The sequence below is a fragment of the Ochrobactrum vermis genome, from assembly GCF_002975205.1.
Lineage (GTDB): Bacteria > Pseudomonadota > Alphaproteobacteria > Rhizobiales > Rhizobiaceae > Brucella > Brucella vermis.
Window position 1 is genome coordinate 1,841,456 of sequence record NZ_PCOC01000001.1, and the last position, 15,555, is coordinate 1,857,010.

Sequence of the window (15,555 nt, forward strand, 5' to 3'; positions counted from 1 at the left end):
GGCACCACAGAGGGGACGATCCATGCCTATTTTGAAGCGGTCTTTTTCCAGCATCTGCACCACTACGCTGGTCGCAGGCAGCATGTTTGTCGCGCCAATTGCCGAAGCATGCACGCGTTTCGTATATCACGGCGTCAGCGACCAGGTGATGACCGCGCGATCGATGGACTGGAAAGTGGATGTCGCGACCAATCTCTGGACCTTTCCACGCGGCATGAAGCGCTCTGGCGAGGCGGGCGACAACTCGATCCAGTGGACCTCCAAATATGGCAGCGTCATTGCTTCCGGTTATGATATCTCCACCACGGATGGGCTGAACGAAGCGGGACTTTCCGTTGGCGCACTGTGGCTGGTCGAATCCGAATATCCGAAATATGACGGCACCACGCCGGGTCTCAGCATTGCAGCCTGGGCGCAATATGTGCTCGATAATTTTGCTACAGTCGATGAGGCGGTCAAGAACCTGAGCGCCGATCCATTCACGATCGTCACGGACAAGGTGCCGGGCGAAGACAGGCTGGCCACGCTGCATCTGGCGATATCCGATTCCAGCGGTGACAGTGCGGTCATCGAGTATATCAACGGCAAGCAGGTGATCCATCACGGCAAGCAATATCAGGTGATGACCAACTCGCCGACCTATGACGAGCAGCTGGCGCTCAATTCCTACTGGACCCAGATTGGCGGCACCGTCATGCTGCCCGGCACCAACCGCGCTGCCGACCGTTTCGCGCGCGCCTCCTTCTACGTGAACGCCATCCCGAAAGCCGAGAACCCTGTTGAGTCGATTGCCAGTGTTTTCAGCGTCATTCGAAACACCTCGGTCCCCTACGGCCTGACGACGCCCGACCAGCCGAACATTTCATCGACACGCTGGCGGACGGTAGCCGATCAGAAGCGCAAACTCTATTTCTTCGAATCCGCTTTGACGCCCAATGTTTTCTGGGTTGACCTGAAGGAAATCGACTTTTCACCGGAGACCGGCAAGGTCAAGAAACTCGATCTTGGCGTGAATCAAACCAACACGTTCAATGGCGTCGTCAATGACAGTTTCAAGGAAAGCGAGCCCTTCAAGTTCCTCGGTCTCTGACCAGCTTTTGCAATTTTTGCTGAACCAATCGTGCCTCGTCGCGTTAGTTATTCATAACCAACCCAGAACGGAGGACCGACCAATGGACTGGAATCGCGTTGAAGGAAACTGGAAACAGGCCAAGGGCAAGATCAAGGAACAATGGGGTAAACTCACCGATGACGACCTCGATCAGATCGATGGTCAGCGCGAGCAGTTGGAAGGCAAAATTCAGGAACGCTACGGTATAGAGAAAGACCGCGTACGTTCCGATCTGGACGATTGGTACAATCGCCAGACTTGGCTTTCGTAAACCAGATTTGGCTTTCGTAAAAAAGTCGCCCTTGACAGTAAAGCCCTGCCATATGGCAGGGCTTTTTGATTTCTACCGGCAGCCGTCAACACGCTGCAGGGAGGCCGACAGCCCCATCAGGGAGAACGTATAGCGGGTCTGCGTACCACGTGCGGATGTCGCCTGCACCTTGAGCGTTTTGCCGGCACGCATAGCCCGCATCAGCTTCGCTTCATCGCCAATATTTTCGGCCCAGGCGCGATTGCCCTCGCTGAAAAATGGAAAGCGGGTGTCATCCACCATCACATTGACCGAGCTATCAGCCTTCAACTGATATCCCATAACCAATTGAGGGCTATATTGACCGTCTGCCTTGGAAATAATCACGAAATTATCGCCGTGCTGCACGCCTGTTGGATGAAAATTGACCGGTACAGTCAAAGCATAGCACTTGTTACCCGCAAGCTCGGTGTTCTGGTAAACGCCCCAATCGCGGAATTCACCCAAATAACTCGTCTTCGCTGAAGCCGCGAGAGAACTCGCCACCAACCCTGCCAATGCCAGCGTAACGGTGGCTGCATTTTTTCTCATCGCCCAAAACCTCCATGTTGTTGCCAGTTCACGTCACTTAAAAAATTGTTTCATTGCGTTACTATTTTCTTAACGAACTGCTAAAATTTGTTGAAAGTTTGCGATGAGAGCCAAAACACCAGCCTGATAAAGCAGGCAGCGTTGTGCAAACACGGCTATCGGCAACACCGAGCGGGCTGGCTGTACTTGTTGAAGAAGGATGTCAGAAACCGGATTCTCGAGAAAGCCCGAACCGCGAACAAGGCGCGGTTCCAAACGGGGATATCGCCCATCGCTTCAAAGCTGACGGAAGGAGAAAATGGTGGGCCCGGAGGGACTCGAACCCCCAACCAAGCGGTTATGAGCCGCCGGCTCTAACCAATTGAGCTACAGGCCCCACGCATCCTTGCCCTACCCTAAAGAAAGCCGGGATACAAGCTGTCAAATGCATCAGTTGCCCTAATGCGCACATATTCAGTTGCGAAGCATGCAACCTAGAACCACGGTGTTTCTGATTTGAACCGGCAGTTGCAATTGGCAGGCATTTCGAATCTGATATCGTTGGCTTCAGACATAAGAGGGAACTTAAGAAATAAATGATTTCAAAGGCAAAGCGGTCGACCTTATCGGCACGACCAGCTCCGCCAAAGCTGCCTCAACTTTCTCTACAGGAGATTTTATGAACAACCGCGCTACCACTCTTCTTGCAACCTCCTTTTCTGCAATCATGCTCGCAGGCGCCCTGACGCTGCCAGCTCTGGCACAGGAGAATCAGATGACGAAGCAGCCTGCGCGTATCGCCGTCACCGGCGAAGGCACCATGACCGCCTCGCCCGATATGGCCATCCTCAATCTTTCTGTGCTGCGCGAGGCGAAGACCGCTCGCGAAGCCATGACCGCCAATAACGAAGCCATGGCAAAAGTGCTCGAAGCCATGAAGAAAGCCGGTATTGAAGACCGTGATCTGCAGACCGGCGGCATCAGCATTCAGCCGCGCTATGTCTATCCTGATGACAAGAATGGCCTGAAAGAGCCGAGCATCACCGGCTACACGGTTTCAAACAGCCTGACGGTGCGCGTGCGCGATCTGGCCAAGGTCGGAAACGTGCTTGATGAATCCGTTACGCTCGGCGTCAATCAGGGCGGTGATCTGAGCTTCGTCAACGACAACCCGTCTGCGACGATCAACGAAGCGCGCAAGCGCGCCGTTGCCGATGCCATCGCCAAGGCAAAGACCCTTGCCGATGCTGCCGGTGTAGGCGTTGGCCGCGTCGTTGAGATCAACGAACAGAGCCGCCCACCAATGCCGATGCCAATCGCTCGCGCCCAGTTCAAGACCATGGCTGCTGGCGCGCCGGAAGATGCCGTGCCTGTTGCAGCCGGCGAAAACAGCTACAACGTTTCGGTCAATGTCGTTTTCGAAATAAAGGAATAACGGCATTCTGACTGGCGCGTAAAAAGGGGCGCACCAGCGCCCTTTCTCTAGCCCAACAGTATAGAAAAGCCCCGGACCAATTACTCAGGCCGGGGCTTTTGAATTTTGAACTATGTGCCTTAGCGAATGATCGGGCAACCACGTACATTTGCAAACACGACACCGGCAGGGCGACCGTGACGGAAACCGCGAACCTGAACCGACTTGCCGCGATAGACGACACGCGCATTGCGGATGCCCATGCGGTTGGCCTTCATCTTGGCGCCTTCAATGGAACAGGCACGGCCACGATAGACCGGACGGCCATGGTGGTAGCCGCGGTAGTCAACATTCACGATAGCGGAGCTTGCCGAAGTGCTGACGGCCGGAGTGACAACCGGCGATGCAGCATTGGCCGAAGCTGCCGTCGTGAAGATGGCGGCAACGCCAAGAGCGGCGGTTACAACGAACGACTTGAGCGAAATAGCAGACATCTTGGAACCTCTTTCGATTTGCTTTCAGGTCTTGCCTGAGACACCCGACAGTTAGTCCGCGATAGATGAACAGAATGAAAAACCCATGTTCATGTGCCGTTCAGCTTTCCGCAATGCAGAGCGCATATCCGGATGGCATCGAAATAAATTCAATTAAAACAATGAATTACAATAGATCCAAAACCATTCCGCGATATTGGACGGGCAGATTAAATTTACGCAATGTTTGAAAAACGCAGTTGAGCCATCATCGGCGGCTCGGCATCACCATATGGTCGATATAGTCGTCCTCATCTTCCAGATCGTGATCGAAAGCCGTGACCTTGCCGCGAACGGAGATGCCAGCCTCGTGCACCGTTTCGGGCGAGCCTGAAACAAGCGGATGCCACCAGTAGAGATCTGAGCCTTCGGCAACCAGACGGTATGCACAGGTCACAGGCAGCCAGTTCACCTCATCAACGATTTCCGGTGTCAGAAAAACGCAGTCCGGCACTGTCTTCTTCCGGTTCGGATAATCACGGCACTGGCAGCTGTCCGGATTGAGCAGCGTGCAGGCTACGCTCGTCCAGTAGATCTCGTCGGTGTCGTCGTCGAGCAATTTATGCAGGCAGCATTGGCCACAACTGTCACAAAGGCTCTCCCACTCGCTGCGGGTGAGCTGGTTCAGGGTCTTGGTGCGCCAGAATGGTTTGTCGTTCATGATGCAGCGTATAATGGAATTATGTCGAGAATGGCATAGGCAAATCGCCGCCATCTGGAGCGCATCCCGAAAAGCGTGAAGCGGTTTTCGGATAAGATGTGGGTCAAAACAAAAAGTTGGGTCGCGCCGGTCTGCTTCATTCCGATTGAAACACGCTCCAAGAACTCTTGAAATCAGATTCTTACCGGGTTAATAGTCCGGCGTCATCACAATGACCGTAAGCGTCTTACGTTAGGCAACGCATCAATCTGGCCGGGAACGGCAATTCGCATTGATGTTTCGTTGCGCCTTCCCCGCATAATATTCAGGAATACATATGTCTCAGTTTGAATGCGCACGCCGCAGAAAGCTGCCAGCACGCTATGCATCTATTGTGATGCCTTTCATCTTGTCGATCATGATGACATTCATCGTCTCATTGATTGCCACCGCCAAGAGCCTCGGCATTACCCATCCCGACCTCGCTTCGAGCTGGATGACGGCATGGGCTCTTTCATGGGTGATCGCTTTTCCGGTCCTCCTCGCCATTCTGCCCGTCGTGCGCAAAATGGTCGCTCTGGTGTGCCACCCGCATTGATAATTTCTAACGCGCATCTTATCCGAAAACCGTTTCACTCTTTTCGGGATGCGCTCTAAACAGAAAAAGCCGCGCATCGTGATGCGCGGCTTTTCAATCTTCTTGCAGGCGGTTCAGCGGAAAATAGCTTCACCTTGTTCATCCACGATCTGCCGTCCCTTGTTCAGCGAGATGCTGGCGGCATCTTCGATGCCGGGGCAACGGTCGGCACGAACGAAACGATATTCCTTCACTTCGCCATCAATCGTCTTGGAAATGACGCCGCAGACCTGATACTGCCCGCCTTCGCTATAGGGCGTAGCAATGATCAGAAAGTCCTTGTGCTCAAGGCGACCAGCCTCTTTCGGCTCTGCCGGTGTCTCAGAGGCAGAGCCCCCACCGAAAAGACGCTTCAAAAAAGACATATCGCCTCCCCTTCCCGTATGTTTTTGTTCGGCTTAGCTATCGAGGCCCGCTTAGCTGTCGAGGAACGAACGCAGTTTACGCGAACGGCTTGGATGCTTCAGCTTGCGCAGTGCCTTGGCTTCAATCTGGCGGATACGTTCGCGGGTGACCGAGAACTGCTGACCGACTTCTTCCAGCGTGTGATCGGTGTTCATGCCGATGCCGAAGCGCATACGCAGAACGCGTTCTTCACGCGGCGTCAACGAAGCCAGAACACGGGTCGTCGTATCGCGCAGATTGGCCTGAATGGCAGCATCGATTGGCAGAAGCGCGTTCTTGTCCTCGATGAAATCGCCCAGATGCGAATCTTCCTCGTCGCCAACCGGCGTTTCGAGCGAGATCGGCTCCTTGGCGATCTTCAGCACCTTGCGCACTTTTTCGAGCGGCATGGCAAGCTTTTCGGCCAGTTCTTCCGGCGTCGGTTCACGACCGATTTCATGCAGCATCTGGCGCGACGTACGAACGATCTTGTTGATCGTTTCGATCATGTGCACCGGAATACGGATGGTGCGCGCCTGATCGGCAATCGAACGGGTGATCGCCTGACGAATCCACCAGGTCGCATAGGTGGAGAACTTGTAACCGCGGCGATACTCGAACTTGTCGACAGCCTTCATCAGGCCGATATTGCCTTCCTGAATGAGATCGAGGAACTGCAAGCCACGGTTCGTGTACTTCTTGGCAATCGAGATAACCAGACGAAGGTTGGCTTCCACCATTTCCTTCTTGGCGATGGTCGCTTCGCGTTCGCCCTTCTGCACCTGATTGACGATACGGCGGAACTCACCGATCGAGATCGCGGTTTCGGTCGCCAGCATCTGGATTTCGGAACGCAGACGGTCGATAGCGCGCGCTTCCTTGGCTGCGAACTCTTTCCAGCCGCGGGCTGAAAGCGTACCAACGCGCTCTACCCACTTCGGGTCCAGTTCGTGGCCCTGATATTCCTTCAGGAACTCCTCACGACGCACGCCGAAAGATTCGGCCAGACGCAGCAGCTTGCCTTCGTTCTGCACCAGACGCTTGTTGATGTCGTAGAGCTGTTCGACGAGCTGTTCGATACGGTTCTGGTTCAGCGACAGCGACTTCACTGCCTTGATGAGCTGATCCTTCAGTTCCTTGTAGCGACGCTCCTGGCTCGACGACAGTTCACCCGTCGCGGCCAGACGGCCTTCGACCTGCTGGTCCTGCAGCTTGCGCAGCTTCTTGTAGGTGTCAGCGATGAGGTCGAGGGTTTCCATGACCTGCGGGCGCAGTTCGGCTTCCATGGCCGCCAGCGACAGGTTGGCTTCGTCCTCGTCCTCTTCTTCCTCTTCTGCGGGCATGTCGCCGCCGACATTGGTAATATCGTCGTCGTCACGCGAGCGGCGCTGAGACTTGTCATCGCGCGGCTTTTCCTCTTCCACGCGCTCGATCACCGGGGCCTGCTTGGCTTCCGGACCGGCATAGGTGGTTTCGAGGTCAATGATCTCGCGCAGCAGAATATTGGAATCGTTCAGCTGGTCGCGCCAGATGATGATCGCCTGGAAGGTCAGCGGGCTTTCGCAAAGCCCGGCGATCATCGTTTCGCGGCCAGCCTCGATGCGCTTGGCGATAGCAATTTCGCCTTCGCGCGACAGAAGCTCGACGGAACCCATTTCGCGCAGATACATGCGCACCGGATCGTCGGTACGGTCGGTCGGCTCTTTCTTGGTCGTGGTGGTGGCAACAGCCGTGCCGCCGGATTCGACCAGATCGTTGCTTTCTTCCGAGTCGTCGTCGCTGTTTTCTTCGCGATCGTTGTCCTGCTCGTCATCTTCAACGACATTGATGCCCATATCGGATAGCATCGACATCGTGTCTTCGATCTGCTCAGATGTCACTTCCTCGGAAGGCAGCACGGCGTTCAGCTCGTCCATGGTGACGTAGCCGCGCTTCTTCGCGAGCTTGATCATCTTCTTGACAGCATCGTCAGAAAGGTCGAGAAGCGGACCGTCGGTGGCACCTTCGCGCTCGACTTCGGCTTCTTCGTTTTCCTTAACCTTCGTTGCCATATGTTCTTCTCCAGGCGACCCCGGTCGCTTCTAAGATATATAGAGTTCTCGGACAGTTTTGCGAGGTTGCAATCCGTCGGTTGATTCTGCGAGTAGCCGATTTCCTGTTAATGGCGGATTAACCTTGCCACCGGTATCGGGCTTCATGATCTCCGATTTCTTGTGGGCAGATCAGGCGGTCGACCAGACAACGCCACTTTTCCGGCCCAGATCCAGTTTGCTGGTTACAGCATCGGATATCACCGGTTCTGTTCTTTTTCCTTGTTCGAACTGTCGTGATTCCGTCATTTACGCCACACGTCAAGAGCGACTCACCTGATTCGCGCTTAAAAAGCGAATCATTTGTTGTCGCGGCCTCATCGTTGGCCAGATAGAGCACGTTTTCCGGATCGCAACCCCCGCATTCGGGCTGTTCTTGCCGAACTGATTCGGAAAGCCGAATCAGAAACCGCCGGGCGGGCGCCCCGAAGACAGGCCAAAACCGTCGATCAGAGCTTCAGTCGCATCAGCTTTCAAAATCTGATTTTGTATATCTTTGAGACGCGCAAACAATTCGCCCGTCTCGTCTGTTTCAAGCGCGGCCTCAACGGCTCGCAGCTCCTTATGTAGTGTGCGGGCGCGCTGATGCAAGTGAAGCGCCTGCCGAAGGGCTTCGCGCGCATCGTCTTCAGCCGCCAATGCTGTCGCGGTCCAGAGCTTCGCGCCCCTGACCACGAGTTCGAGCATTTCAATCTGGTCGCCATGACCGGCATTCACCAAAGCACGCCGCATGGCGACGCCGTCTTCCATGTGTCCGGCAGCCAGCACATCCAGCATGGCCAGATGCAGCGACTTAAGGACTTCATGCCCCAGATCAAGAGCCGCCAGCGTCTCGAAATCCTCTTCGATCAGACGCGGATGATTGAGAAGCGTCAGCACGATAGCCGTTTCGCGCAACGGGGCATGCGATCCCGCGCCAGGCCTGCCGCCTTTTACGAGCGTCGAGCGCACCAGACTATCCGAAATCGCAAGACGGCCATTACCGCCAGCCGATCCGCCACGTCCACCATCATTCCGGCGGTTGAAAGACGAATTGCGCTGACCACCGCCTTGATACCCCTGACGACGTCCCTGGCCGAAAAAGGCCTGTGCCCGCTCGCGCATATCCTGACTGTAATGCCGCCGGATATCCTCATTCGCGATGCGGCTGGTAATTTCACGCAGGCGCGCTTCGAGTTCAGCCCGACGTTCCGGCGTATCGAATACCCCACCCGTCGTTTCCCGCGTCCACACCATATCGACCAGCGGCTTCGCATCGCGCAAAACCACATGAAATGCCGCCGGACCTTCGGCCTTGACCAGATCATCCGGGTCCTGCCCTTCTGGAAGAAGCGCAAATCGCAGTGATTTGCCTGGTTGCAAGGCAGGCAGTCCGAGATCGACGGCGCGATAGGCGGCGCGAAGCCCGGCCCCGTCACCGTCGAAGCACAGAACAGGTTCCGGGCTGATGCGCCAGAGAAGTTCGAGCTGTTCTTCGGTAAGCGCCGTGCCAAGCGGAGCCACCACCTGATGGATACCTGCCTGCGCCAGCGCAATCACATCCATATAGCCTTCAACAGCGATGATGGATTTGGCAGGCTCACCACCTTGCGGCTGGCAGGCCTTGCGCGCCCGCAAGCCGTTATAAAGAACCCGCCCCTTGTGAAACAGTTCAGTTTCCGGCGAGTTCAGATATTTGGCCGGGGCATCCGCAGAAAGCGCCCGCCCGCCGAAAGCGATGATCCGCCCGCGCAGATCTTCAATCGGAAACATGACACGATCGCGAAAACGGTCATAGGAAACGGCAATTCCTTCACCGTGCACGACAAGGCCGCATGCCTCGATCTGCTCGCGGGAAACACCTTTGCCTGCCAGAAATTCCTTCAATGCATTGCGCGATTCCGGCGCATAGCCAATGCGGAAAGATTGCTGCGTTGCGGTCGAAAGTCCGCGATCCCGCAAATAGGCGCGCGCCTTGGCACCGACGGCGCTTTGCAACTGACTTTCGAAAAACTGCGCTGCCAGTTCCATGACATCGTAAAGTGTTGCGCGTTGTGCCTCGCGCTTTTCCATTTCGGGATCGCGCGCCGGCATTGGAACGCCAGCCATATCGGCGACCCGTTCCACCGCCTCCGGAAAGCTCAAGCCCTCAAGGTCGGTCAGAAACTTGAAGTGATCGCCCGTCACACCGCAACCGAAACAATGATAGCGGCCCTTGCGGTCTTCACAGTGAAAGCTTGGCGTCTTTTCGCCATGGAACGGACAGCAGGCCCAGAAATCGCCCTTAGGGGGATTGCTTTTCTTGCGGTCGAACGAAGCGCGCGTTCCTATCAGCGTCGAGATCGGGACGCGGTCTCTGATCTCATCGAGAAAGGATGGCGAGAAACGCATTACAAATTTCACTTTCGATTTATTCAGGCAGGTCATACAGGCAGCAAGCGTGTATTCCAGAGAGTATATAGGCGCGCCCGCTCTGACAGTCCATCGCGCAGGCATGTCCCTCCCCGCTAATCACATGTCGCTGCCAAACAAGCGCATTGTCACAAAACTGTCATATGTTCGTCATGACGCTGCGGGAATGGATTGCATTTTATTGCGAACAAGCCCATATCTCTTGAAGATTTGATTAGCCGGAACATATTTTTTCTTCATTTGTTGCGTTAGCTTAATCACCTTGAGTTACAACACCCACCTCCAACCCGAAGGGATTTTGCCGTGAACGGTTCTTTGGTCCTTTTGCATCTGGCCGGTGCAGTTGCGCTTTTGCTTTGGGCGACGCGGATGGTGCGGACCGGGGTGGAGCGTGCCTATGGCGACCGGCTGCGCAGACGCCTGCGCAACCAGATGCAGAACCCGCTGCTTTCCGTCGCCTTCGGCCTTGCCCTTGCTATCGCCCTGCAAAGCTCGACAGCGGTCACGCTTCTCGTCGGTTCATTCGTCGGTTCAGGTTTTGTCAGCGGTGTCGCAGGCCTCATGGCCGTGCGCGGTGGCGAGCTTGGCTCCGCCCTTGTCGTCAAGATCCTGAGCTACGATCTCACGCTTCTGGTGCCGCTCTGCCTGGTCATCGGCACAGGTATCTTCATGACCACCGAGCGCCGCGACTGGCGCCAGATCGGCCGCATTCTGGTCGGCATCGGTCTTCTCATCATGTCGCTGGAAATGACCGGCCAGGCCACAGAGCCGTTGCGGCAAAGCGAATTGCTGCCGGTCATCGTCGACTATCTGTCCGGCGATCCGATCACAGCCTATCTGCTCGCAGCCCTGATGACATGGCTGTTTCATTCCAGCGTTGCCGCCGTCATCCTGCTCACCACCTTTGCCTCGCGCGGGCTGATCCAGCCCGAACTTGCCGTGGTGATGGTTCTGGGCGTCAATCTGGGGTCGTCGATCATCGCCCCGATCCTGACCCGCCATGCGCCGCCGGAAACTCGCGTCGTGCCGCTCGGTAATCTTTTGATGCGCGGTGCCGGATCGCTCATCATGCTGGTGCTTTACCAGACCTTCAAACCGTCGGTCGCCTTCCTTGGCGTCGATCCGGTCTCGCAGGTGGTCAATGCGCATATCCTGTTCAATGTCATCGTGATGATTGCCGGCATTCCGCTTTCCGGCCTCGTGCTGCGTGCAACCGAGGCGCTGGTCAATCTCAATGCGGGCAAGAACGCTCCGGCTGCACAACAACCAATCGAGATCGAACAATATAGCGCGCTCGATACTGCCGTTCTCGACCGGCCCTCGCAGGCGCTTGCCAATGCAACCCGCGAAGTGGTCGGCGTCTGCGACACGATCGAAGTCATGCTGCGGCGGATCATCGAGCTTTATGAAAAGCCCGATCAGCTGCGGATCGATGAGCTGGAAGCCCTTGATGACCGCGTGGACAAGCGCCATGCCGCGATCAAGCTTTACCTGACCCGGCTTGCAACCCATGAGATGACCGACTTCGAGTCATTGCGCATGCAGGAACTGCTGGGCGCATGTGTGAAGCTTGAACAGGTAGGCGACATCATCGTGCGCAACATGCTGGCGCAGGTTCAAAAGAAGATGGACCACAAACTGGAATTCACCGAGGAAGGCTGGACGGAACTCAGCCATTTCCACGCCATGGTTCTGGCCAATGCGCATATGGCGTTCAACGTGATCGTTTCACGCGACGGGCGCACGGCCCGCCAGCTCGTGCAGGAAAAGGACCGGCTGCGGGAACTGGAAAAGCAGACCAGCCTGCGCCATTTCACCCGGCTGCGTGAAGGCGCCACCCGCAGCATCGAAACCAGCACCATCCATCTCGATACGATCCGAGACCTCAAGCAGATCAACTCGCTTCTCGCCTCAATGGCCTATCCAGTCCTCGAGGAACAGGGCCTCCTCAGCGATACGCGCCTCAAGACGGTCAAGCAGAGCTGATGATATTCAAAAAAGCCCCCGCTGAGCGGGGGCTAAACAAAACGAAGGGCCGTTAAGCTTCACGCTTTCACTGCAAAAGCGATTTCACGATAGCACTGGCTTTGGTGAAATCCATCTTGCCTGCATAGCGCTCTTTCAGGACAGCCATGCACTTGCCCATGTCGCGGAGACCCTGGGCACCGATTTCAGCAATCACATCCGCGCAGGCCTGCTTGATCTCATCTTCGGTCATCTGCTGCGGCAGAAACTCGGTGATGATCGTGATTTCCTCACGCTCGGCTTCAGCAAGCTCAAGGCGGCTGCCTTCTTCATAGATGCGAGCGGACTCTTCGCGCTGCTTGACCATCTTGCCGAGAATGCCCAGCAGTTCTTCATCCCCGACCGGATCCTTGCCAGCGGTGCGGTTGGCGATATCTCGGTCCTTTACCGCAGCCAGAATAAGGCGCAGCGTCGACGTGCGACGCTTCTCCTGTGCTTTCAGCGCGGTTGTGAGGGCCTGGGAAATCTCCTGGCGAAGCATAACGTCTCTCCTGACGGTGTTGTTCTGTGTTGTTCGTCTCGTGCATCTATACAGCAAGCGCATAGAAACGCCGAGCTGTCCGAACCGCCATCCCGCGAAATAATAATACGGCGATTATCGTCATTATTTCAGGAAAGCATGGCTTCGGACGATTGACCCGGCCTTCAAGTTTCTCTATTGCTCAAGGCTTAGCAGGACATCGGCACGTGCTCGCGGCGGGAGGTTTAAATCCCCGCTGCCTTTTGGCGCATATATGACCCTTGACGCTTCATCTTTCAAGCCATCCGCCCTTAGCGGCACTGTGGCTGGTTGAAACACGGATGCGTGCCGCCTAAAGCATGCCGCCCAAAAGTGGGAACCGGTTTTGGGACAACGGCATGCACGAAAACAAACAGTTAGGGTGTCGATTTGATTCCATCAGTTCGGCGCACTAACTGGTAACGAAATAACAGCACACGCTGGCGTGCAGCTAACGAAACAGGAGTGCAGACCATGACAGAAACCACACCGAAAACAGCACCCTGGACTGTTGAGAAGCGAACCGCCGTCCTCGTACTCGCCGATGGAACCGTGATCGAAGGCAAGGGCCTTGGCGCCATCGGCGCGGTCGAAGCCGAAGTCGTGTTCAACACGGCGCTGACCGGTTACGAAGAAATCCTGACCGATCCGTCCTATGCCGGTCAGATCGTAACCTTCACCTTCCCGCATATCGGTAATGTCGGCACCAATGTTGAAGATATCGAAGACCTGACGCCAGCCAATCGCCACGGTGCTGTCGGCGCGATCTTCAAGGCCGACATCACCTCGCCATCGAATTTCCGCGCAACGGAAAATCTGGATGCCTGGCTGAAGCAGCGCGGCGTTATTGCGCTCGCCGATATCGATACGCGTGCGCTGACCTCGCTCATCCGCGAGCGCGGTGCGCAGAACGCAGTCATCGCGCATGATCCGAGCGGCAAGTTCGATCTCGATGCACTCAAGGCGCGCGCTGCCGCATGGAGCGGCCTGGAAAATCTCGATCTTGCCAAAGACGTCACCATCGGCCAGAGCCTCACATGGAAGGAAACACCATGGACGCTCGCAGACGGCTATGGCGAACAGGACACCCCGGACTATCACGTGGTAGCGCTCGACTTCGGCGTGAAGCGCAACATTTTGCGCCTGCTCACCGGCCTCGGCGCCAAAGTCACAGTGCTTCCTGCAACTGCGACGGCTGAAGACGTTCTGGCCCACAACCCGGATGGCGTTTTCCTGTCTAACGGTCCTGGCGATCCGGCCGCAACCGGCGAATATGCCGTGCCAACCATCAAGAAGCTTGTCGAAACCGATCTTCCGGTCTTCGGCATCTGCCTCGGCCACCAGATGCTGGCGCTCGCGCTTGGCGGACGCACCGAGAAAATGCATCAGGGCCATCACGGCGCCAACCATCCTGTCAAAGACTACACGACGGGCAAGGTCGAGATCGTATCGATGAACCACGGCTTCGCGGTCGATTCAGATTCGCTGCCGGAAAATGTCGAGGAAACGCATGTGTCGCTCTTCGACGGCACCAATTGCGGCCTGCGCGTCGTCGGCAAGCCGGTATTCTCGGTGCAGCACCATCCAGAAGCATCGCCCGGCCCGCAGGATTCGCACTATCTGTTCCGTCGCTTCATCAACCTGATCCGCGAAAAGAAGGGCGAAACGCCGCTTCCGGAACGCGAACAGGCAGCTTAACCCTGCCTCACGAGTTATCACAGTAAAAGGCCGGAGTGAAAACTCCGGCCTTTTCTGTTTTTCGTATCGATCAAACCTCTGACAGCTTGGCCGATGGTGTCGGGCGCACCCGCGCCACCACAATAACCAGCGCCAGAAAGACCAGCCCCGCACCGACGGCATAGGGCATGCCCGCAAAGACGAACGGCGCGTTCATGCCGGTAAACACGGCGAAAAGCTGCGTGAAGATAAGCGGACCGATAATCGTCGTAATGCTCGACACGCTTGTCAGCGCGCCCTGCAATTCGCCTTGCGCAGAAGGCGGAACCTTGCCCGCCGCAATACTGCGTAGCGGCGGATCGGCCAGACCTTCCAGCGCCGTCAGGAAAATGACGGCGTAAACCATCCAGCCTTCCCATGCTATGGCATAGCCGATCATGCCCAGACAGGAGAACAGCACACCTATAATTGCCGTGCGCCGCTCGCCGAGTATTGGCAGAACCCGTGGCAGAACCAGTGCCATGACGAATGCCGCCCCGATACCGAAAAGCCCGAGCGACAAGCCGATCTGGGCTTCGCTCCAGTTATATCGATAAGCACCTACGAAGGCCCAGACGGACGGATAGACCGCATGTGCCAGCCAGAACAGGAAGAAGACCAGCACCACCCAGCCGATGCCGGGATAGCTTCGCATCTGCTTGAGTGCGCCGAGCGGATTGGCCCGGGCAAACTGGAACGTGCGCCGGTTTTCGCGTGTCAATGTCTCCGGCAACAGGAAATAGGCCAGGATGAAGTTGATGAATGACAGGAACGCCGCTCCATAGAACGGAACACGTGGACCGAACTCACCCAGCAAGCCGCCCAGAACCGGGCCAAGCGCAAAGCCGACACCGAAGGCAATGCCGATCAGTCCGAAATTGCGCGCACGATTGCTGTCATCGCTGACATCCGCAATGTATGCCGACGCCGTGGCGAAGCTCGCTCCGCTGATACCTGCCAGCACCCGGCCGACGAAAAGCATCCAGTAGGTGGTTGCGAGCGCGCAGATCAGATTGTCGAGCGCAAAGGTAAAGATCGAGGCGAGCAGAACCGGGCGCCGCCCGAAACGGTCGCTCAAATTGCCGATCATCGGCGCAAACAGGAATTGCATTCCGGCATAAACCAGCAAGAGCCAGCCGCCGTCGACAGCAGCAGTGCTGATATCCGCGCCGGTCAGCTCTTCAAGAAAGGCCGGCAGAACCGGCATGATGATAGCAATGCCGATAATGTCGAGAAACAGTGTCATAAAGACGAGTAACAAGCCCCGCCGTACAAACTGGGGATCATGCATGGGA

General features: G+C 56.3%; 14 protein-coding genes and 1 tRNA gene. 6 read left to right on the top strand and 9 right to left on the bottom strand.

Going from position 1 to position 15,555, the window contains the following annotated elements; genetic code table 11:
• The first annotated feature begins 22 nt into the window (after positions 1-22).
• Both CQZ93_RS09125 and CQZ93_RS09130 read left to right on the top strand, forming a co-directional pair.
• Positions 23-1,090, top strand: coding sequence for a linear amide C-N hydrolase (locus tag CQZ93_RS09125; protein ID WP_105542284.1), 1,068 nt, complete (start codon positions 23-25; stop codon positions 1,088-1,090).
• An 82-nt stretch (positions 1,091-1,172) separates the two neighbouring features.
• Positions 1,173-1,382: a CsbD family protein gene (locus tag CQZ93_RS09130; RefSeq protein ID WP_105542285.1), complete on the top strand. Its 210-nt coding sequence runs from the start codon at positions 1,173-1,175 to the stop codon at positions 1,380-1,382.
• Between the two features lie 72 nt (positions 1,383-1,454).
• Here the strand turns inward: CQZ93_RS09130 and CQZ93_RS09135 are convergent, their stop codons facing one another.
• On the bottom strand, positions 1,455-1,952 hold the full coding sequence (locus tag CQZ93_RS09135) for an invasion associated locus B family protein (RefSeq protein WP_105542286.1): 498 nt from the start codon (positions 1,950-1,952) through the stop codon (positions 1,455-1,457).
• Between the two features lie 299 nt (positions 1,953-2,251).
• Positions 2,252-2,328 (bottom strand) — tRNA-Ile (locus CQZ93_RS09145).
• A gap of 282 nt (positions 2,329-2,610) precedes the next feature.
• Between CQZ93_RS09145 and CQZ93_RS09150 the strand changes: the two genes are divergently transcribed.
• A complete protein-coding gene (locus tag CQZ93_RS09150; RefSeq protein ID WP_105542288.1) occupies positions 2,611-3,366 on the top strand; it encodes an SIMPL domain-containing protein in 756 nt (251 codons plus the stop codon).
• Positions 3,367-3,485: 119 nt separating this feature from the next.
• On the opposite strand, the gene CQZ93_RS09155 is transcribed toward CQZ93_RS09150, so the two are convergent.
• Both CQZ93_RS09155 and CQZ93_RS09160 read right to left on the bottom strand, forming a co-directional pair.
• Positions 3,486-3,839 carry an antifreeze protein gene (locus tag CQZ93_RS09155; protein ID WP_105542289.1) on the bottom strand — a complete coding sequence of 118 codons (354 nt, stop codon included), beginning with the start codon at positions 3,837-3,839 and terminating at the stop codon, positions 3,486-3,488.
• Positions 3,840-4,086: 247 nt separating this feature from the next.
• Entirely contained in the window at positions 4,087-4,539 is a 453-nt protein-coding gene (locus tag CQZ93_RS09160) for a YcgN family cysteine cluster protein (RefSeq protein WP_105542290.1), read from the bottom strand.
• Positions 4,540-4,855: 316 nt separating this feature from the next.
• Here CQZ93_RS09160 and CQZ93_RS09165 point away from each other — a divergent pair, with 316 nt between their 5' ends.
• A complete protein-coding gene (locus CQZ93_RS09165; protein WP_105542291.1) occupies positions 4,856-5,116 on the top strand; it encodes a DUF2798 domain-containing protein in 261 nt (86 codons plus the stop codon).
• 113 nt (positions 5,117-5,229) lie between these two features.
• Here the strand turns inward: CQZ93_RS09165 and CQZ93_RS09170 are convergent, their stop codons facing one another.
• The 3 genes from CQZ93_RS09170 to dnaG form a co-directional block, all read right to left on the bottom strand.
• Entirely contained in the window at positions 5,230-5,520 is a 291-nt protein-coding gene (locus CQZ93_RS09170) for an HlyU family transcriptional regulator (protein ID WP_010659675.1), read from the bottom strand.
• A 51-nt stretch (positions 5,521-5,571) separates the two neighbouring features.
• A complete protein-coding gene (gene rpoD, locus CQZ93_RS09175; protein WP_105542292.1) occupies positions 5,572-7,590 on the bottom strand; it encodes an RNA polymerase sigma factor RpoD in 2,019 nt (672 codons plus the stop codon).
• Positions 7,591-8,031: 441 nt separating this feature from the next.
• Positions 8,032-9,999, bottom strand: coding sequence for a DNA primase (gene dnaG, locus CQZ93_RS09180; protein ID WP_105542293.1), 1,968 nt, complete (start codon positions 9,997-9,999; stop codon positions 8,032-8,034).
• A 324-nt stretch (positions 10,000-10,323) separates the two neighbouring features.
• On the opposite strand from dnaG, the gene CQZ93_RS09185 reads away from it, so the two are divergent.
• On the top strand, positions 10,324-12,006 hold the full coding sequence (locus CQZ93_RS09185) for a Na/Pi cotransporter family protein (RefSeq protein ID WP_105542294.1): 1,683 nt from the start codon (positions 10,324-10,326) through the stop codon (positions 12,004-12,006).
• Between the two features lie 67 nt (positions 12,007-12,073).
• Here CQZ93_RS09185 and CQZ93_RS09190 read toward each other — a convergent pair whose 3' ends face one another.
• On the bottom strand, positions 12,074-12,526 hold the full coding sequence (locus CQZ93_RS09190) for a GatB/YqeY domain-containing protein (protein WP_105542295.1): 453 nt from the start codon (positions 12,524-12,526) through the stop codon (positions 12,074-12,076).
• 492 nt (positions 12,527-13,018) lie between these two features.
• Here CQZ93_RS09190 and carA point away from each other — a divergent pair, with 492 nt between their 5' ends.
• Entirely contained in the window at positions 13,019-14,242 is a 1,224-nt protein-coding gene (gene carA / locus CQZ93_RS09195) for a glutamine-hydrolyzing carbamoyl-phosphate synthase small subunit (protein ID WP_105542296.1), read from the top strand.
• 70 nt (positions 14,243-14,312) lie between these two features.
• Here carA and CQZ93_RS09200 read toward each other — a convergent pair whose 3' ends face one another.
• On the bottom strand, positions 14,313-15,551 hold the full coding sequence (locus CQZ93_RS09200) for a TCR/Tet family MFS transporter (protein WP_105542297.1): 1,239 nt from the start codon (positions 15,549-15,551) through the stop codon (positions 14,313-14,315).
• Positions 15,552-15,555: the final 4 nt, after the last annotated feature.